The following is a 19,726-nucleotide window of genomic DNA, read 5'->3' on the forward strand; positions in this document are numbered from 1 at the left end:
CCTTGAATCGGTCCGTAACCCTAGAATGCCTCCCGCGCTGCGGCTACCCTCGCGGCCCGACGAATGGAGCAGGAGTTTTCCAATGGCGAAGGTGGCGTTTCTTGGGCTCGGTGTGATGGGCTTTCCGATGGCCCGGCATCTGGCCGCGGCCGGACACGAGGTCACCGTCTATAATCGGACCGCCGCCAAGGCCGAGGCCTGGGTGAAGGCGCATGGCGGCGCTGCCGCCGCGACGCCGGCGCTTGCCGCGCGTGGCCAGGATATCGTCTTCGCCTGCGTCGGTAATGACGATGATCTTCGCGCCGTGACGCTGGGGCCGGACGGCGCCTTTGCGGCCATGGCGCCGGGCGCGGTCTTCGTCGATCACACCACCGCCTCGGCTGATGTCGCCCGCGAGCTTCAGGCTGCCGCGGCCGAGCGCGGCTTCGGCTTCGTCGATGCGCCGGTCTCCGGGGGGCAGGCTGGTGCCGAAAACGGCGCGCTTACCGTGATGTGCGGCGGAGAGCAGGTCGATTTCGACAACGTCGAACCGGTGATCGCCGCATTCGCCCGCGCCTGCCGCCTGCTGGGGCCGGCCGGCTCCGGCCAGTTGGCCAAGATGATGAACCAGATCTGCATCGCAGGCCTGGTGCAGGGTCTTGCCGAGGCGCTGCATTTCGGCAAGCGCTCGGGTCTCGATGTCGAAGCGGTGATCGAGGTGATCTCGAAGGGCGCCGCCCAATCCTGGCAAATGGAAAACCGCTACAAGACGATGAATGCCGGCTCTTTCGAATTCGGCTTTGCGGTCGACTGGATGCGCAAGGATCTCGGCATCTGCCTCGACGAGGCGCGGCGGAACGGCGCCAAGCTGCCCGTCACGGCATTGGTCGATCAGTTCTACGCCGATGTGCAGGCCATGGGTGGCAAGCGCTGGGATACGTCGAGCCTCATCGCCCGGCTGGAAAAATAGGCCAACGAAAAAGGGCGCCGGATGGCCCCGGCGCCCTTCAATTTCAGATCGAACGTGGATCAGACGCGGGCGTATTTGTCTTCGAGCCGGACGATGTCGTCCTCGCCGAGATAGGAGCCGGTCTGCACTTCGATCAGCTCGAGCGGGATCTTGCCCGGATTGGCGACGCGGTGGATCGAGCCGATCGGCAGATAGGTCGATTCGTTCTCGTTCACCGTGTAGACCTTCTCGCCCAGCGTCACCTCGGCGGTTCCCTTGACGATCACCCAGTGTTCGGCGCGGTGGTGATGCTTCTGGAGCGAGAGGATCGCGCCGGGATCGACGACGATCTTCTTCACATGGAAGCGCGTGCCCCGGCAGATGGTCTCATAGGTGCCCCAGGGGCGGTGGATCTTGATGTGCTCGTTGGCCTCGTTGCGCTTTTCCTTCTTGAGGCCGGCGACGAGATGCTTGACGTCCTGGCTGCGGTCGGTCGGCATGACGAGGATCGCGTCGTCGGACGCAATCACGGTGAAGCCGTCGAGGCCGATGCCGGTGACGAGCGGACCTTCGGAATGGACGAAGGCGTTGCGGCTGTCGAGCAGCGAGACCGGGCCGAAAGTGACATTGCCCTCTTCGGTCGGCGTACCGAGTTCGCGCACGGCGTCCCAGCTGCCGATATCGGACCAGGCGAAGCGCCCTTCGATGACAGCGGCGCGATCGGTCCGCTCCAGCACGGCATAATCGATCGATTTCGCCGGTGTTGCGAGGAACGCCGCCTTGTTGAGTCGGATGAAGCCGAGATCTTCGGTGGCGCCGGCAACGGCCGCCAGGGCGCCGGCCGCGATCTCCGGCTCGAACTTCTCGGCCTCGGCGATCATCAGCGCCGCCGGGAAAATGAAATTCCCGGAATTCCAGAGATAGCCCTCGCTGAGATAGGTCTCGGCGGTGGCGCGGTCCGGCTTTTCCACGAAGCGTTCGACCTTGAAGCCGCCGGGGACGCCGAGCGGAGCGCCCGGCTTGATATAGCCATAGCTCGTGCGCGGCTCGGTCGGCATGATGCCGAACGTGACGATATAGCCCTCTTCGGCGATGCTCGCCGCCGTCAGGCAGGCCTGGCGGAACGTGGCAGCGTCGGGAACGAGATGATCGGCGGCAAGCGCCAGGACGAGACAGTTCTCGCCGTAGCGCTCCTGCGCGATCTTGGCCGCCACGATCATCGCGGCGGCTGAATCACGCCGCGCCGGCTCCAGCACGACCGTGGCTTCGATGCCGACTTCGGCCGCCTGGCGGCGCGCGAAGAAGCGGAAATCGTCGCTGGTCACGACGATCGGGTCGGCAACGCCATCGCCCGCCTCGGGCAGGCGCAGCAACGTCTCCTGATAGAAGGTCTTGGCTGAGCCGAGACCCAGGAACTGCTTCGGCAGGCTGTCCCGGGAAATGGGCCAAAGCCGCGTTCCCGAACCACCAGCGAGAATAACGGGAACGATCTTGGAGCCGGTCATCAGCGATCCTCTAGCGATTTTGCATCGCACACTATCGTGTTGCATTGCCACGTATCTGGCCCAAATTTTGGCACGCCGCGCCGCCGAGTTCAACGTATCCGAAAGAGCGGCCCGCGTTGGGAGGAGGCGCGGCGCCGGCATCGCGCATGGCGATTGCGAACAAAACGGGAAACGTGCTGCATTCCCGTGCGGCCCGACCGCCTGATTCGCAAGGATAATGCTCCGACGATGAGTGCCGACCCCCTCGCTCGGCTGAATGACGATCAGCGCCGCGCCGTGGAGTACGGCGTGACGGCGGAAGGCCGTGGGCCGTTGCTGATCATCGCCGGTGCTGGCTCCGGCAAGACCAACACACTGGCTCATCGCGTCGCGCATCTCATTCGCAATGGCGCCGATCCTGGCCGCATCCTGCTTCTCACCTTCTCGCGCCGTGCAGCCGGCGAGATGGCGCGCCGCGTCGAGCGGATCGCGGCGGCAACGCTTCGCGACAAGGCAGAGGCGCTTGCCGGCGCCATTCTCTGGTCGGGGACGTTCCACGCCATCGGCGCGCGTCTGCTGCGCGAATACGCGGCCTGGCTCGGCCTCGATCCCGCCTTCACGATCCATGATCGCGAGGATTCGGCCGATCTCATGAACCTCGTTCGTCATGAACTCGGCCTGTCGCGCAAGGAAAGCCGCTTTCCGCAGAAGAGTACCTGCCTCTCGATCTATTCACGCGCGGTCAATGCCGAGATGGCGCTCGATCAGGCTTTGATCGAGGTGTTCCCATGGTGTGCGATGTGGAAGGAAGACCTTCGCGGCCTGTTCGCGGCCTATGTCGACGCCAAGCAGCGCCAGGGCGTGCTCGATTACGACGACCTCCTACTTTATTTCGCCCATGCCATGGCCGAGCCGGAGGTGGCGGCGGCTATCGGCGCGCGCTTCGATCATGTTCTGGTCGACGAATATCAGGACACCAACCGCCTGCAGGCCTCGATCCTGCACGCGCTGAAGCCTTCCGGCGAAGGGCTGACGGTGGTCGGCGACGATGCGCAGTCGATCTATTCGTTCCGCGCCGCCGAAATCCGCAACATTCTCGATTTTCCTGCCCGCTTCGCACCTCCCGCATCCGTGGTGACGCTGGCCCGCAACTATCGCTCCACCGCGCCGATCCTCGCCGCGGCCAATGGCGTGATCGGCCTCGCCAGCGAGCGCTACACAAAGGATCTGTGGACCGACAGGACGACAGGCGAGGCGCCGGCGCTGGTCACCGTCCGCGACGAGAATGATCAGGCGCGCTATGTCGTCGAGCGAATCCTCGAAAAGCGCGAGGAAGGCATAGCGCTGAAGGCGCAGGCCGTGCTCTTCCGCGCATCGCATCACAGCGGCCCCCTCGAGGTCGAGCTGACGCGGCGCAACATTCCCTTCGTGAAGTTCGGCGGCCTCAAATTCCTTGATGCGGCGCATGTGAAGGATCTGCTCGGCGTGCTCCGCTTCGCCGAAAACCCGCGTGACCGCGTGGCGGGGTTCCGCGTTGTCCAACTGATGCAGGGCGTCGGTCCGACCACGGCCGGCAAGGCGCTCGATGGTCTGGCCGAGGCTGCCGACCCGCTGGCCGCGCTCATGAGCTTTGCCCCGCCAGCACGCGCCGGCGACGACTGGCGCGATTTCATCGGTCTGATGAGCGCGCTGCGCGGCCGGCAACTCGGCTGGCCAGCGGAACTCGCGACCATCCGTGCCTGGTACGAGCCGCATCTCGAACGCCGGCATGAGGACGCCGCCATCCGCCTGCTCGATATCGCGCAGCTGGAGCAGATTGCAGCCGGCTACCCCTCGCGCGAACGCTTCCTCACCGAATTGACGCTCGATCCGCCCGATGCGACCTCGGATCAATCCGGAGTGCCGCTGCTCGATGAGGACTATCTGATCCTCTCGACGATTCATTCGGCCAAGGGGCAGGAATGGTCGCAGGTCTTCGTGCTCAACGCCGTCGATGGCTGCATCCCCTCCGATCTCGGCACCGGCTCGTCGGCGGAGATCGAGGAGGAACGCCGCCTGCTCTATGTCGCGATGACGCGTGCCAAGACCGATCTCCACCTCGTAATGCCGCAGCGCTTTTTCGTTCACCAGCAGGGCAGAGGCGGCGACCGGCATATCTATGCATCGCGCACCCGCTTCATTCCACCGACGCTCCTCCCGCATTTTCGCCAGGTCATGTGGCCGATGGCGCGCGAGACGGCGGCCGGGGCAGCCCCGCGTCCGCCGGCGCCTGTCGACATCGCGGCGCGCATGCGCGGCATGTGGCGCTAGAACGATTGGTGTGATGACGAGACAAGCCTTGCGCCGCGGCGAAGTCTGGTATTGAACCGACCCACAACCAGACGTCGAGGGAGACGAGACGATGCATGTGCTGATCCTGGGCGCGGCCGGCATGGTGGGCCAGAAGCTGACATCGGCGCTCATCGCCGATGGCGGCCTCGGCAATGACGCCCTGACCCGGCTGTCGCTCGTCGATGTCATCGAGCCTGCCGCACCGGTCGGCTTCTCAGGCGTCGTCGATCGGCTCGCCGCCGATCTTTCCGTCCCCGGCACGGCCGAACAGGTCGTCGCAGCGCGGCCCGATGTCATCTTCCATCTGGCCGCGATTGTTTCCGGCGAGGCCGAAGCCGATTTCGACAAGGGCTATCGCATCAATCTCGACGGAACCCGCTATCTCTTCGACGCGATCCGCCTCGTCGGCGACGGCTATTGCCCGCGCGTCGTCTTCACCTCGTCGATCGCCGTGTTCGGGGCGCCTTTCCCTGAGCTCATTCCCGACGACTATTTCACGACGCCGCTGACGAGCTACGGCACGCAGAAGGCGATCGGCGAACTGCTCCTGTCCGATTATACCCGGCGCGGCTTCTTCGATGGCGTCGCCGTCCGCCTGCCAACCATCTGCGTCCGGCCAGGCAAGCCGAACAAGGCGGCGTCGGGCTTCTTCTCGAACATTATCCGCGAGCCGCTCAACGGACATGAAGCGGTGCTGCCCGTCGACGAGAGCGTGCGGCACTGGTTCGCTTCGCCGCGCGCCGCGGTCGGCTTCCTCAAGCATGCCGCGACGCTCGCCAGTGATCGCATTGGCCCGCGCCGGGCGATTTCGCTGCCCGGCCTCTCCTGCACGGTCGGCGACGAGATCGCCTCGCTCCGCCGCATCGCGGGGGACGCCGTGGTCGCGCGCATCCGGCGCGAGGCGGACCCGACCATCGCCAGGATCGTGGCTGGCTGGCCCGCCGATTTCGAAGCCCGTCGCGCCGCCGAGCTCGGCTTCGTCGCCGAGACCGACTTTGACGAGATCATCAAGGCGCATATCGAGGATGAGCTGGGCGGCCGCTTCGTGGCGTGATGCCTCAGTATGCGGCGTTCGCCGGAATGTCCGGAAGTGCCGCACCCATGGCCTCGGCGATGATCCGGAAATCGGCTTCGCCGATCTCGACAAGTCCGAAACGGAAGGCATAGCCCCAGTTCCGTTTGCCTGTTGTCAGCTGAAGCCGATCGAGAAGCGGCGCGATCGGCGTCTCGCGGCCGCTGAGCCAGTCGACATCGCGGCGGGAACAGGCGAAGTCGCCGCCCATCACGGCCGGATAGATCTCACCCGGCCGCACGATGCCGATCGCCGTGAAGGCTTGAACGCGATCGGCACCGCCAAGTTTTCGCACCGGCGAATAATAGGCGATGCCGTCGCCGGGTTTGAGGCGCTTCAGCGGGGCCGCCTTGCCGTGACCGAGCTGCGCGAAGCCGCCGGCCCGGCCGATGGTCACATGATCCGCCGAGGCGACACCGATCCAGAAGCGCATGGCGATCAGTTGTCCAGCAGGCAGACGCGGATTCGATGCCCGTCCGGGTCCCGTGCGACGAAGGTCGGGCCGAAATCCAGCGTGGCCAGATCCTGCTCGAAGTCGACGCCGGCCGCGCTCCAGCGCTCATGGCAGGCCGCGATGGCGTCGGCGCCCGGCAGCATGATGCCGATCTCGTTGGCAGCGCCCGATCCAGTCGGCTCGGGCTTCACATGGCTCTTGCGCCAGAGGCCGAGCGTGCCGTTGCCTGCCATGGGGAAGGCGTAGAAATTGGGGCTCATCACCGCGGGCGCGGCGCCGAGCAGCTTTTCGTAGAAGGCGGCGCTCGCCGCCGGATCTTCGACATAGAGAACGATGAGATTGAGATTGGCCATGGTCGGCCTCCGTCGTTGGGGACGGGATGGGTGTACACGGCCATGCTGTCAGCTTCTGTCAGCATGAGTCCGGATTCCCTCTTTCTCGCGCCAGGTTTTGAGCAGCCCGGCGCGGCGGCTCGGATAGCGCTCGTCGAGAACAGTTACGTCCTCGATCCGGTCGGTGCGGAAGTGCCGGAAATCCTGCCTCAGCTCGCACCAGGCGATGAGAACGCGGACTTTCTCGAAGAAGCCGAGCGCGAAGGGCCAGATCGTGCGCTCGCTCGCCTGTCCCGTGCCGTCGGCATAAGCGATGGTGAGCTTGCGCTCGGTGCGGATCGCCCGGCGCACAAGGGCGAGGTCGATGCGCTCGCCGGTGTGTTTCAGGCCGCTGGCGAGCAGCGTCGAGCCATCCAGCCCCGCCTTCAGGTCGGCCGGCAACACCGTCGCGACCTTGGCGAGCACGCCTTCCGCCGCATGCCGCAGCGCCGGATCGCCGTGGCTCGCCACGAAGCGCATGCCGAGCACGAAGGCTTCGATTTCTTCCTCGGCAAACATCAGTGGCGGCAGAAGAAAACCCGGCTTCAGCACATAGCCGACGCCAGCCTCGCCCTGGATGTCGGCCCCCTGCGCCTGCAGCGCGGCGATGTCGCGATAGAGCGTGCGCAAGCTGACGCCAAGAGTCGCAGCAAGCTTCGCTCCGCTGACAGGAGTGCGATGGCGCCGGAATTCCTGAATGAGATCGAGCAATCGCTCCGCGCGCGCCATCCGTCTGCTCCCGTTGATCGTGGCATAGCACACCTGGATGCGCCGGCGGCCAACCAGCAGCGATCTTGGCGTAAGCAGAACCATGAAATAAGCCGGCAAATTATAAGCCGGCATGTCATTGAAACTTCATTACTCTTGCGCGCTTCGATCGGCTAACCGGTTGCCGTCGCGCCGAAGGAGGCGCTCCACCCCATTCCCGTGAGGCTTCCATGCACGCCAAATTCCTCGGCGCCGCCGGCATGTTCGCGATCGCCGCCATGCTGGCCGGACCCGCCATGGCCGACAAGACCAAGATCGATTTCTGGTTCGGCAACACCGGCGATATCGCCAAGCGGGTTCAGGAGCAATGCGACCGGTTCAACCAGTCGCAGTCCGATTACGAGGTCGTCTGCACCTCCCAGGGCTCTTATGACGCCTCGCTGCAGAACACCATTGCCGCCTTCCGCGCCGGCAAGCAGCCGACCATCGCGCAGGTTTCGGACGCCGGCACGCTCGACATCATGCTCTCCGGCGCCTTCTATCCGGCGAACAAGCTCATGAAGGACATGGGCTACGACGTCGACTGGAACGACTATTTCTCGGGTATCAAGTCTTATTACGCGACCTCGAAGGGCGACATGTATTCGTTCCCCTTCAATTCCTCGACGCCACTGCTCTACTGGAACAAGGATGCCTTCGCCAAGATCGGCAAGGATCAGGCACCCGCGACATGGGAAGAAGCCGCTGAGGACTTCAAGGCGCTGAAGGCCGCAGGCTATACCTGCCCGCTCGGCTTCAATATCTCGCGCGACGAGATCTGGCAGTATGGCGAGCAGTTTATGGCCGTGCATGGCGAGCCGATTGCCACCAAGCGAAACGGTTATGACGGGCTCGACGCCGAGCTGATCTTCAACAAGGGCAAGTGGGTCCAGTACATCAAGGATCTCAAGGGCTGGTATGACAACGGCGAAGCCGTCCTGAAGTCGAAGGAAACCGGCCAGACCTTCGTCGAGGCCTTCGCCGCTGGCGATTGCCAGGTAATCCTCACCTCGGTCGGCGACCATGGCAATGTCGGTCGCACGGCGAAGCCCGGCCTGAACTGGGGCGTCGCGATGTTGCCGGTCTATGCCGGCACCGAGCGCAAGCATTCCTTCGTCGGCGGCGCCTCGCTTTGGGTCCTCGCGGGCAAGTCGGACGCCGAATACAAGGGCGCGGCCGCCTTCTTCAACTTCATCGCCAAGCCGGAAGAAGCGCTGACCTGGTCGACGGTCACCGGCTACATCCCGGTCCGCAACTCCGGCTATGACTATCTCGTCAAGCAGGGCTTCTACGACAAGGCGCCCTATGCCGGCCGCGAACTCGCGATCAAGAGCCTGACCGCCTCGCCGGCCACGGCCGACTCGCTGCCTGGCATTCGTCTCGGCGGCCTGCTGCAGATCCGCCAGGAAATGGCCAATGGTCTCCAGGCGATCTTCATCAACAATGCCGACGTCCAGACCTCGCTGGACGAAGCGGCCGCCCGCGGCAACCAGATCCTGCGCCGCTTCGAGCAGACCTATAAGGGCAAGCAGCTTCCCTAAGGCCTTCTCACGTTTCTGGCCCTTCCCCGCAAGCGGGGGAGGGCTCCCGACACGGAACGGACGGCATCACGGATCCCATGGAAAAGCGCGCTACATTCTCCTCGACGACGATCGGCCTCGTCTTCGTCGCGCCGATGCTGTTGCTGATCTTCGTCTTCTTCTACTGGCCGAGCGGCCAGGCGCTCTACTGGGCCTTCACGCTCGAGCAGCCCTGGGGCGGCGGCAACCAGTGGGTCGGCCTGCAGAACTTCCAGCAGCTTCTGTCTGATCCCGTCTACTGGAATTCGATCACGCGAAGCCTCGTCTTCGGCGTTGCTTCAACGGCGATCGCCATGGGCGTGGCGCTGGTGCTGGCGCTTTTCACCGACCGCGAACTTCGCTTCCACCGGGCCTATCGCTCGATCTTCGTCTGGCCCTATGCCATCGCGGCGCCGGCGCTCGGTCTGGCCTTCCGCTTCATTCTGGCGCCCGAAGCTGGGTTGCTGTCGGTTCTGAATTCGATCTGGCCGAACATCTGGAATCCCGCCCTCGACGGCAAGGACGCGATGATCGCCATCGTCATCGCCTTCTCGTGGAAATATATCGGCTACAATTTCATCTTCTTCCTGTCGGCGCTTGCCTCCATTCCGCGTTCGCTCATCGAGGCGGCTGCCATGGACGGTGCGGGGCCTGCGCGCCGTGTCGTCGATATCCAGCTCCCGCTGCTGACGCCGACGCTGTTCTTCCTGCTCGTCATCAACATCACCGAGAGCTTTCAGGACAGTTTCGGCATCGTCGACATCATGACCCAGGGCGGCCCGGCTCGGGCGACCGAGCTGATGGTCTACAAGATCTATTTCGACGGCTTCAAAGGGCTCGATTATTCCGGCGCCGCCGCGCAATCGATCATCCTGATGGGCCTCGTCGTCCTGCTCACCATCGTGCAGTTCCGCTTCATCGAGCGGCGCGTGCACTACAAATAGGAGCGGGCCATGGTTGAGCGCACCCCAATCTTCGACGCGATCTGCCAGGTGATCCTCCTGATCGGCCTCATCGTCGCTTTGCTGCCCTTCGCGATCGTCATCATCGCGGCGACGCATGACATTCGCACCGTCAACATCGTGCCGATGCCGCTGATGCCCGGCCATGATCTCATGGCCAATCTGCATGAGGCCTGGGTTCGCGCCGATCTCGCCAGCAAGCTGCTCAACTCGATCCTGTTCGCGGTGTCGGTCGCCGCCGGCAAGGTGATCCTCTCGGCGATGGCGGCGTTTTCGATCGTCTATTTCCGCTTTCCGGGCCGCTCGCTGCTGTTCTGGGCGATCTTCATCACGCTGATGCTGCCGCTGGAAGTGCGCATCGTCCCGACCTATGCCGTGGCGGCCAATGCGCTCGCCCCGTTTCAGGCCATCCTCGACGTGACCGGCATCACCTGGCTGATCCGGACCGTCTCGGGCTTTCAGGTGAGCCTGCAATGGGGGCTGCTCAATTCCTATCCCGGCCTCGTCCTGCCATTGGTCGCGACGGCGACGGGAACATTCCTCTATCGCCAGTTCTTTCTGACCATTCCCGATGAACTGGCGGAAGCGGCGAAGATGGACGGGTCGGGCCCGGTGCGGTTCTTCTTCGACATGCTGCTGCCGCTGTCGCGGCCCAACATGATCGCGCTCTTCACCATCATGTTCGTCTGGGCCTGGAACCAGTATCTCTGGCCGCTGCTCGTCACGACGGATCCGAAATTCGGCATCGCGGTCACGCAGCTGAAGCTGCTGATCCCCTCCGAATTCGGCCTGCCCGACTGGAATGTCGCCATGGCTGGCACGCTGATCATCATGGCGCCGCCGCTCATTGTCGTGATCCTGATGCAGCGCTGGTTCGTGCGCGGCCTGATCTCCACCGAGAAGTGAAAGGAAGCGGACATGGCCTCGATCGGTATCCGCAGCGTCCGGAAGGCCTATCAGAAGAACGCCGTCGTGCATGGCGTCGATCTCGATATCGCTTCGGGTGAGTTCATCGTCATTCTCGGGCCGTCGGGCTGTGGAAAGTCGACGCTCCTGAGGATGATCGCCGGGCTGGAGGAAATCTCGGCCGGCGAGATCTCGATCGACGGGGTTGTAGTCAACAACATCGAGCCCCGCGAGCGCGGCTGCGCCATGGTGTTCCAGAACTATGCGCTTTATCCGCATATGAGCGTCGCCGACAATATCGGCTATGCGCTGAAAGTGGCCGGCGTTCCCAAGGAGGAGCGCCGCCGCCGCGTCGAGGCGACGGCCAAGATCGTCGCGCTCGAATCCTTCCTCGATCGGCGTCCGATGGCGCTTTCGGGCGGCCAGCGTCAGCGCGTCGCCATGGCGCGCGCCATCGTGCGCGAGCCAAAGGTGTTCCTGTTCGACGAGCCGCTCTCCAATCTCGACGCCAAGCTGCGCGTCGCGATGCGGGCCGAAATCCGCCGCCTGCATCGCCGCCTCGGCGCCACGTCGATCTTCGTGACGCATGATCAGGTCGAGGCGATGACGCTGGGCGACCGGCTCGTGGTGATGAATGCCGGTCGCGTCGAGCAGGTCGGCGCGCCGGCCGAGGTCTATAATCGTCCCGCCAGCCGCTTTGTCGCCAGCTTCGTCGGCTCGCCCGCCATGAACCTCATGGAAGGCACGATCGATCGGCACGGCGTCTTCGTCTATGACGAGGAGCGCCGCGTCGCCGTCCCTGACGCCGTGGAAAATCGCCTCGTCGGCCACAAGGTGACGCTCGGTGTCCGCGCCGAGGCGGCCCGGCTCGTCGAGGCCGGGACCTCCGGAAGTCTGCCGGCCACGGTCGATTTCGTCGAGGAACTCGGCGCCGGCCGTGTCGTCCACACCGATCTCGACGGCCTCTCCTTTGCCGTCGCCGTCACCGAGCCGGTTGCGCTTCTGCCAGGAACGGCCGTTGGCATCGCTATCGATCCGGCCGACATCCATCTCTTTTCGTCCGAGACGGGGCTCAGGATCGACGCTGCGCCCGCGGGGGCGCAAGTTGAACCGCCTCTGGTCCCCTAGTCGATCGAATCCGTTTCTTGTAACGCGCGCCGATGATCCGGCCAGACAGGAGCATGCCATGACTGCGACGCTGCCGATTTCGCATGTTGGCTTTTCAACCTCGCCGCATAAAGGCGATCTCGCTCATCTCGAAGCCTCGATCGCGGAGATCGTCGATCTCGGCGCCGATGTCGTCGAGCTCGGGCTCTTCGGCGAGGATCTGATCGCGGGCGGCCGCGTCATCGAGGGCCGCGCCCGGCGCCTCGCCGAGATCTGCGCCAAGTTTGACATCCGCTACACGGTGCACGGCCTCATCGTCTCCAACTTCATGGACGAGGCGCATCTTGCCTATCAAAAGGCGGCGGTCCACGCGATGATCGAGCTGTGCGACCGGATCGGCGCCGATGCGCTGGTGCACCATTCCGGCCATGCGCCGATCGGCTCGCGTCCGCTGCTCACGCATTATGATCGCATCGAGCGGGCGGCGCTGGCCGAGATGACGGTCGTCGCGGCCCGCCACGGCATTCGCATCGCGCTCGAAAACATCTTCGCCGTCGACAACAGCGAATATCGCCAGCTGCCGTCGGAAGTCGCCGCGACGGTGCACTCGGTCGGCAGTCCGCATCTCGTCGGCCTGATCGATTTCAGCCACGCCTATATCGAAGCGACGCGCACCGGCGCTGACTTCTTCCGTGAAATCAAGGCGTTCGCGCCGATCGCGGGCCATCTGCATGTGCATGACAGCTTCGGCCGACCTTATACGATGTCGAAATTCTATCATACCAGCGAGGCCATCGCGCTCGGCATCGGCGATCTTCACCTGCCGCTCGGCTGGGGCGACCTGCCATTCGAGGCGCTGTTCGACGAGATCGAGGTTTTGCCGGGCACGGCGCTGATCATGGAGATCGGCGAGCGCTTCTCGGCCGAACGCGCGGAATCGCTCGAGCGGGCGCGCGCCCTTGCGGCGCGGATCAATGGCCGTCACGCCGTCGCGGCAGCCTGAGCGAGGGCTCCATGCGTTTCGCCGACAAAGCCGCGGAAATCGGGTCCGCTCATCTCGTCACGACGAGCGTCCCCAGCCTGCCGAAGCCGCCTGCTGCGGTGTTCGAGGAGGCGGAGGAGGCGGACCAGACCCGGGCCGAGCATGACCGCCTGGCGCTCGATCTGCCTGCCTTCAACGCGCTCGAACTGGTCCCGCCGCCGGCCGGTCCCGCGGCAGGGACGGCGTTTCGCATCGCCGCCTGGAATGCCGAGCGGCTGAAGCATGCCGAGGCCTCGGCCGCTCTCGTCATGGCGGCCGGCGCGGATATCCTGCTCCTGACCGAAACCGATCGTGGCATGGCGCGCTCCGGCAACCGCCATACCAGCGCTGACCTCGCGACGGCGCTGGGCATGGGTTATGTCTTCGGCGTCGAGTTCGTTGAGCTTGGCCTTGGCGATGATCGCGAGCGGCGCTGGCATCGGGGCGAAACGAACCGCGTCGGCTTTCATGGCAATGCGCTTCTGTCGCGCCTGCCGATCGCCGACGCTGTGCTGATCCGCCTTGATGATGGCGCGGTCTGGTGGCTCGACGCCTTGAAGGGTCAACGCCGGCTCGGCTGGCGCATGGCGATCGCGGCGCGGATCGAAACGGCAACGGGACCGCTGCTGGCGGTGGTGGTGCATCTGGAGAGCAAATCCGATCCCGCCGATCGCGCCGCACAGGTTGCCCGTCTCATCGCGGCGATCGAGAGATTGGGCGAGGGATTGCCGGTCGTCATCGGCGGCGATTTCAACACCAAGGTCCTGCCGCCCGGAACGCTCGCCGCCGATCTCGATCCCGCGGCTCATGAGCCGCTCTTCGCCCTGATGTCAGCGGCGGGCTTCGACTGGCGCGGCGCCAACACCGGCGATGCCTCGCAGCGCCGGCTTCCGGACGGCAAGCCCGAGCCGCCGTTCCGCCGTCTCGACTGGCTGTTTACCCGCGGCCTTTCTGCCAGCGAACCGGCAACGGTTCCGGCGGTCGACGAAAAGGGCGATGCGATCTCGGATCATGATTTGATCGCGGTCGAGGTGAGCCTCACCTGACGCCTGGTGGCGTGCCGGCGCCGCGCACCAAGGATCCGGATAGCGTTTTATCGTCCGTTCCCATGGGGCGCGGTGATTTTGTCTCAGCTGGAATCCACAGCGGCGGGTCCCGACGGGTCTGCCGATTGACTCTTTGCATCCGTGGAGTCGTTATAGAACAAAACAAGAACACGTAAACACGGTGATTGAGATGAGCAGGATAGGAATGGCGGGGCGGGAAACCGTCGAAGCGCTGCGGCGGCAGGTGGCGGCGATCGAGCGGGCCGGCGACGGCACGCGGCCGCTCGCCGGGCGGCGGCTGCCGGTCGATCACGGGCCTGTCGATGCGGCGCTCGGCGGAGGTCTTGCGGCGGGAGTTCTGCATGAAATCCTGCCGGCGGCGGTCGCCGACAGCGCAGCCGCTGGCGGCTTTGCGCTGGCGCTTTCGCTTTGCCTCGCGCCCGCCGAGCGGCCGCTGGTCTGGATCCGTGCCGCGGCCTCGGTGCGGGAAAGCGGCGAGCTTCATCCCGACGGGCTTGCCGCGCTCGGGCTCGATCCGGCGCGGCTGATCCTGGTCCGGCTCGGCGATGCCGCTTCGATCCTGCGCGCCGGTGTCGAGGTGGCGCGCTGCGCGGCGCTCGGCGCGGTGATCGTCGAGCTCTATGGCGACCCGAAGGCGCTGGACCTGACCAGCGAGCGCCGCCTCATGCTCGCGGCCGAGCAATCGGGCGTCAGCGTCATCCTGCTGCGTCCGGGCGCGAAGGCGGCGCCCGGCGGCGCGGAAACGCGCTGGCGCCTCGCGTCCGGGCCGACGCGGCCACTGCCGATGAACGCGCCGGGGCCGCCCACCTTCGACCTGACGCTCGTCCGCCATCGCCATGGGCCGCCCGGCGGGCCTTGGCGTCTTGAATGGAACCGCGATGCGAAACGCTTTGAACCCCTCCATTTCGCAACCGAGACGATACGCAGCGATCCTGATGCCTTGCCTCGCGTCCAACCGGCTGCGCCGCTTGCCGGGCGCGCCCTTTGGCGCCATGCCGGCTGAAGCGCCTTTGCTGATTGCTGAAAAGGTCAAGGGCGCGCTCGTCATCACCGCGCGCGATCCGGCGGCGATCCGGCTTGGCCTTTCGCCCGGCCTGACACTCGCCGAGGCGCGGGCGCGTGTTGCCGATCCCGCCGTGGCGGAAGCCGATCCCGCTGCCGACGCCGCCCTTCTGGAGCGCATCGCCGACTGGTGCGACCGCTATACCCCGCTGGTCGCGCTCGACGGCGCGGAGGGGCTGATGCTCGATTTGACCGGCGTTGCCCATCTTTTCGATGGCGAGGCGGCGCTGCTCGCGGATTGCCTCAGGCGATTGAATACATTCGGTATTTCGGCGCGCGGTGCGATCGCGGGCGCAGCCGATGCAGCGCGTGCGCTGGCCCGCGCGCGTCCCGGCGCCATTGTCCCATCGGGCGGCGAGGCAAGCGCGGTGCGCGACCTGCCCGTGGCGCTGCTCGGCCTCGATGCGGCGCGCAGCCTCGCGCTCACCCGCGCCGGCCTGAAAACGATCGGCGACCTGATTGACCGGCCGCGCGCGCCGCTGGCCGCCCGCTTCGGCGCCGAATGCGTCGACAGGATCGCCGGGCTGACCGGCCTCGTCCATCACCCGATCTCGCCCCGCCGGCTTGTTCCCGTGGCGCTGGCCGAGCGCATCTTCTTCGAACCGGTCTCCCGCACCGAGGATATCGAGGCGACGCTGGCCGGCCTTGCCGCTGATGTCGCGCGCCTGCTTGAAAAACGCGGCGAGGGTGGCCGGCGCTTCGAGGCGGTGTTCTACCGTGTCGATGGCTTCGTGCGCCGCATCGCCGTCGCGACCTCGCGGCCCAACCGCGATGCGAAGGCGCTCATCCGCCTCTTCCGCGAAAAGCTTGACGCGCTCTCCGATCCGCTTGAGGCCGGCTTTGGCTTTGATCTCGTCCGCCTGGGCACTTTTGCGACCGAGCCCTTCGACGAGATCGAGACCAGCCTCGACGGACGCGCGCGCGACGAGGATGCGCTCACCGATCTCGTCGACAGGCTCGGGGCCCGCTTCGGGCCGGAACATGTGCTGCGCTTCGTTCCGGAGGATACGCATATCCCCGAGCGGCGGGCGCGGGCCGTGCCGGTTCTCGCCGCGCCGGCAGCGCGTTGGCCGGAGGATCTCGTCGCTGGCGAACCGCCGCTCCGGCCGCTCAGCCTGTTCAATCCACCCGAGCCGATCGAGGCGCTGGCCGAGGTGCCGGACGGGCCGCCACTCCGCTTCCGCTGGCGGCGGGTGTTGCACCGTGTCGCCCGCGCCGAGGGGCCGGAGCGGATCGCGCCGGAATGGTGGCGGATGAGCGATGATACGCTCGACCGCGATTATTACCGCGTCGAGGATCAGGAAGGCCGCCGGTTCTGGCTCTATCGCGAAGGGCTCTATGGCCAGGAGGCGGCGAGCCCGCGCTGGTATCTGCATGGGCTCTTTGCATGAGCGCGCGGGGCGGCCATTCCTTTGCCGAACTCGGCGTCATGAGCAATTTCTCCTTCCTGGAGGGCGGCTCGCATGCTGCCGAGCTCATCATCCGCGCCGAGGCGCTCGGCCTTGCCGGCATCGGCATCGCCGACCGCAACACCTTTGCCGGCATTGTCCGGGCGCATGATGCCTGGGGCGAAAAGGAATTCGGCAATCCGCGTGCCAAGGGCCTTCGCCTTGTCGTCGGCGTTCGTCTCTGCTTTCGCGACGAAACGCCCGATATCCTCGCTTATCCCATAGATCTTGCCGCCTATGCGCGGCTTTGCCATCTCCTCAGCCTCGGCAAGAAACGCGCGCCGAAAGGATCGTGCTATCTCGACCTTGCCGATCTCGCCCGCCATGCCGAGGGCGTGTTGATGATCGTGATGCCGCCTGAACATCCGGACGCCGCCTTCGCGGCCTTGCTGGCGCGGGTGGCGGCGCTGGCGCCCGGCCGCGTCTGGCTCGCCGCCACCATGCCGCGCCGCGGCGATGATCGCCGCCGCCTTGCTGGGCTCGCCGCCTTGGCCGAAGCCGCCGGTCTGCCGCTCATCGCCACCAATGACGTGCTCTATCACGCGCCCGACCGGCGGCCGCTGCAGGACGTGCTCAGCTGCATCCGCGAGAAGACGACGATCGAGAAGGCAGGCCGCCTGCTGGAGGGAAATGCCGAGCGATATCTGAAGGATGGCGCCGAGATGACGCGCCTCTTTCGCGATCGGCCGGAAGCGGTCGCCGAGACCATGCGCTTCATGGGGCGCATCCATTTCACGCTCGACGAGATCAAGTATCACTACCCGACCGAATCCGTGCCGCAGGGCATGAGCGCACAGCAGCATCTGGAGAGCCTCACATGGAAGGGCGCGCGGCAGCGCTTTCCAGATGGCATTCCCCTGGAGGTCGAGGCGACGCTGAAGAAGGAACTCACCTTCATCGAGAAGCTCGGCTATCCCGCCTATTTCCTCACGGTGCATGACATCGTCGCCTATGCGCGCGAGATCGGCATTCTTTGCCAAGGGCGCGGGTCGGCCGCCAATTCGGCGGTCTGCTATTGCCTTGGCATCACCTCCGTGGATCCGGTCCAGCACCAGCTTCTCTTCGAGCGCTTCGTCTCGGCCGAGCGGCAGGAACCGCCGGATATCGACGTCGATTTCGAGCATGAGCGGCGCGAGGAAGTCATCCAGTACATCTATCGCCGTTATGGCCGCCTGCGTGCCGGCATCTGCGCCACCGTGATCTCCTATCGCACCAAGAGCGCCATCCGCGAGGTCGGCAAGGCGATGGGGCTTTCCGAAGATGTGATCCTCGCGCTCGGCAGCACGGTCTGGGGCGGGGGCTGGGGCTCGGCCGTGCAGGAGAGGCATCTGCGCGAAGCAGGCCTTGATCCGAAGAATCCCGCCATTGCGCGCGTGGTGCGCCTTGCCGAGGAACTGCGCGGCTTTCCGCGTCATCTCTCGCAGCATGTCGGCGGCTTCGTGCTGACGCACCGCCTCCTCAACGATCTCGTGCCGAGCGGGCCGGCCGCCATGGAGGGCCGATCCTTCATCGAATGGGACAAGGACGACATCGACACCGTCAAGATGATGAAGGTCGATGTGCTGGGCCTCGGCATGTTGACCTGCATCCGCAAGGCTTTCGACCTGATCGCCGAAGCGGGCGGCGAGCAATATGAGCTGCACACGGTCCCGCAGGACGATCAGGCCGTCTATGGGATGCTGAAAAAGGGAGATTCGATCGGCGTCTTCCAGGTCGAAAGCCGGGCGCAGATGAACATGCTGCCGCGCCTCCAGCCGGAGAAGTTCTACGATCTCGTCATCCAGGTCGCGATTGTCCGCCCAGGCCCGATCCAGGGCGACATGGTCCATCCCTATTTGCGTCGCCGGCAGGGCCTCGAAGAGGTGAACTTTCCCGCGCCTGCGCCCGAGCACGGACCGAAGAATGAACTGGAACAGGTGCTTGGCCGCACGCTCGGCGTGCCGCTGTTCCAGGAACAGGCGATGAAGCTCGCCATGGTGGCGGCGCACTTCACCCCCGAGCAGGCGAATGGCCTCCGCCGTGCGATGGCGACCTTCCGCCATAACGGCACCATGCACAGATATGAAGCGATGATGGTGGAGGGCATGGTCCGCCGCGGCTACGAACGGCAGTTCGCCGAACGTTGCTTCAGCCAGATCAAGGGTTTCGGCGAATATGGCTTCCCTGAAAGCCATGCCGCGAGTTTCGCCCGCCTCGTCTATATCTCCGCCTTCATCAAGCACTATCACCCTGCGGCCTTTGCAGCGGCGCTGCTGAATTCTCAGCCGATGGGCTTCTATGCCCCGGCGCAGATCGTGCGCGATGCCGCCGAGCATGGCGTCACCGTGCTGCCGGTCGACGTCAATGCGAGCCTATGGGACAACCAGCTCGAGCGGCATGAGGGAGAGCTCGCGCTTCGCCTCGGCTTTCGCCAGATCGACGGCTTTCGCGAGGATTGGGCCGGGCGGATTGCGGAAGCGCGCGGCGCGGGCTTTGAGGGCTTCGACGCCTTTGTTCGTCATACGCGGCTGGAACGGCGCGCCTATGAGCGGCTCGCCGATGCCGATGCGCTGCGTTCGTTCGGCCTCGATCGCCGGGCCGGCCTCTGGAGCGTGCGCCACCTGCCGGGCACGCCGGCGCTGCCGCTGTTCGCCGCCGCCGATGCGGCCGAGCTTGGCCAGGAGAAGGATCGCCCGCTACCTGAAATGCCGCTCGCCGAGCATGTCGTCGCCGATTACCAGACACTGCGCCTGTCGCTGAAGGCACATCCGATGAGCTTTCTCAGGACGCGCCTTGTCAGCGAGGGCATCCTTTCTGCGGCAGGCGCCAACGCGCTGGCCGATGGCGCCAAGGCGCGCATGGCCGGGGTGGTGCTGGTGCGCCAGCGGCCGGGCAAGGGCAATGTCGTGTTCATGACGCTGGAAGACGAGACCGGCATCGTCAATATCGTGGTCTGGACGCGGCTCTTCGACAGATTCCGCCGCACCATTCTCGGCGCCAAGCTGGTGCTGGTGGAAGGGCGTATTCAGAAGAGCCCGGAAGGCATCATCCATCTGGTCGCCGACCTCCTTGTCGACCGGACAGGCGATCTCGCATCGCTTTCTGAAGACCGGAAGCCAAACCTCCAGCTGTCGCGCGCCGACGAATTCGTTCATCCGCAACATCCGCGCACGGCCGGCCATCCGCGCAATGTCCGCATCATCCCGAAGTCGCGCGACTTCCATTGAA

The 19,726-nt window shown here is 65.4% G+C and carries 16 protein-coding genes; 12 read left to right on the forward strand and 4 right to left on the reverse strand.

Annotation, left to right across the window (positions count from 1 at the left end; all coding sequences use genetic code 11):
- The first annotated feature begins 82 nt into the window (after positions 1-82).
- Positions 83-949, forward strand: coding sequence for an NAD(P)-dependent oxidoreductase (locus LB518_RS06175; protein ID WP_224574503.1), 867 nt, complete (start codon positions 83-85; stop codon positions 947-949).
- Positions 950-1,008: 59 nt separating this feature from the next.
- On the opposite strand, the gene LB518_RS06180 is transcribed toward LB518_RS06175, so the two are convergent.
- Positions 1,009-2,433, reverse strand: a complete 1,425-nt coding sequence (locus tag LB518_RS06180; RefSeq protein ID WP_224574516.1) for a mannose-1-phosphate guanylyltransferase/mannose-6-phosphate isomerase — start codon at positions 2,431-2,433, stop codon at positions 1,009-1,011.
- Positions 2,434-2,661: 228 nt separating this feature from the next.
- On the opposite strand from LB518_RS06180, the gene LB518_RS06185 reads away from it, so the two are divergent.
- Both LB518_RS06185 and denD read left to right on the forward strand, forming a co-directional pair.
- The gene (locus LB518_RS06185; protein WP_224574519.1) at positions 2,662-4,722 is read left to right on the forward strand and encodes an ATP-dependent helicase; all 2,061 of its coding nucleotides are present in this window, start codon (positions 2,662-2,664) and stop codon (positions 4,720-4,722) included.
- Positions 4,723-4,813: 91 nt separating this feature from the next.
- On the forward strand, positions 4,814-5,797 hold the full coding sequence (gene denD, locus LB518_RS06190; protein WP_224574521.1) for a D-erythronate dehydrogenase: 984 nt from the start codon (positions 4,814-4,816) through the stop codon (positions 5,795-5,797).
- 4 nt (positions 5,798-5,801) lie between these two features.
- On the opposite strand, the gene LB518_RS06195 is transcribed toward denD, so the two are convergent.
- The 3 genes from LB518_RS06195 to LB518_RS06205 are packed head-to-tail and all read right to left on the reverse strand — an operon-like array spanning position 5,802 to position 7,369.
- Complete coding sequence (locus tag LB518_RS06195; protein ID WP_224574522.1) at positions 5,802-6,248, reverse strand: EVE domain-containing protein; 447 nt, start codon at positions 6,246-6,248, stop codon at positions 5,802-5,804.
- Positions 6,249-6,253: 5 nt separating this feature from the next.
- Complete coding sequence (locus tag LB518_RS06200; protein ID WP_224574524.1) at positions 6,254-6,622, reverse strand: VOC family protein; 369 nt, start codon at positions 6,620-6,622, stop codon at positions 6,254-6,256.
- Between the two features lie 48 nt (positions 6,623-6,670).
- Positions 6,671-7,369 carry a helix-turn-helix transcriptional regulator gene (locus LB518_RS06205; RefSeq protein ID WP_224574526.1) on the reverse strand — a complete coding sequence of 233 codons (699 nt, stop codon included), beginning with the start codon at positions 7,367-7,369 and terminating at the stop codon, positions 6,671-6,673.
- Positions 7,370-7,578: 209 nt separating this feature from the next.
- Here LB518_RS06205 and LB518_RS06210 point away from each other — a divergent pair, with 209 nt between their 5' ends.
- The 9 genes from LB518_RS06210 (at position 7,579) to LB518_RS06250 (ending at position 19,725) form a co-directional block, all read left to right on the forward strand.
- Complete coding sequence (locus LB518_RS06210; RefSeq protein WP_224574528.1) at positions 7,579-8,928, forward strand: extracellular solute-binding protein; 1,350 nt, start codon at positions 7,579-7,581, stop codon at positions 8,926-8,928.
- Positions 8,929-9,005: 77 nt separating this feature from the next.
- Complete coding sequence (locus LB518_RS06215; protein WP_224574530.1) at positions 9,006-9,890, forward strand: carbohydrate ABC transporter permease; 885 nt, start codon at positions 9,006-9,008, stop codon at positions 9,888-9,890.
- Between the two features lie 9 nt (positions 9,891-9,899).
- Positions 9,900-10,814, forward strand: a complete 915-nt coding sequence (locus LB518_RS06220; protein WP_224574532.1) for an ABC transporter permease subunit — start codon at positions 9,900-9,902, stop codon at positions 10,812-10,814.
- A gap of 12 nt (positions 10,815-10,826) precedes the next feature.
- The gene (gene ugpC, locus LB518_RS06225) at positions 10,827-11,942 is read left to right on the forward strand and encodes a sn-glycerol-3-phosphate ABC transporter ATP-binding protein UgpC (RefSeq protein ID WP_224574535.1); all 1,116 of its coding nucleotides are present in this window, start codon (positions 10,827-10,829) and stop codon (positions 11,940-11,942) included.
- Positions 11,943-12,000: 58 nt separating this feature from the next.
- Complete coding sequence (locus tag LB518_RS06230; RefSeq protein WP_224574536.1) at positions 12,001-12,924, forward strand: TIM barrel protein; 924 nt, start codon at positions 12,001-12,003, stop codon at positions 12,922-12,924.
- A gap of 11 nt (positions 12,925-12,935) precedes the next feature.
- A complete protein-coding gene (locus LB518_RS06235) occupies positions 12,936-13,988 on the forward strand; it encodes an endonuclease/exonuclease/phosphatase family protein (protein ID WP_224574538.1) in 1,053 nt (350 codons plus the stop codon).
- 190 nt (positions 13,989-14,178) lie between these two features.
- Positions 14,179-15,012, forward strand: a complete 834-nt coding sequence (locus tag LB518_RS06240; RefSeq protein ID WP_224574541.1) for an ImuA family protein — start codon at positions 14,179-14,181, stop codon at positions 15,010-15,012.
- Positions 15,002-16,462, forward strand: coding sequence for a DUF6504 family protein (locus tag LB518_RS06245; RefSeq protein WP_224575703.1), 1,461 nt, complete (start codon positions 15,002-15,004; stop codon positions 16,460-16,462). Before LB518_RS06240 ends, LB518_RS06245 begins: the two co-directional genes overlap by 11 nt.
- Entirely contained in the window at positions 16,459-19,725 is a 3,267-nt protein-coding gene (locus LB518_RS06250) for an error-prone DNA polymerase (protein ID WP_224574543.1), read from the forward strand. The genes LB518_RS06245 and LB518_RS06250 overlap by 4 nt, the downstream gene beginning before the upstream one ends.
- Position 19,726: the final 1 nt, after the last annotated feature.

It is taken from the genome of Mesorhizobium sp. BR1-1-16, from assembly GCF_020165495.1.
In the GTDB taxonomy this organism is placed as follows: domain Bacteria; phylum Pseudomonadota; class Alphaproteobacteria; order Rhizobiales; family Kaistiaceae; genus Kaistia.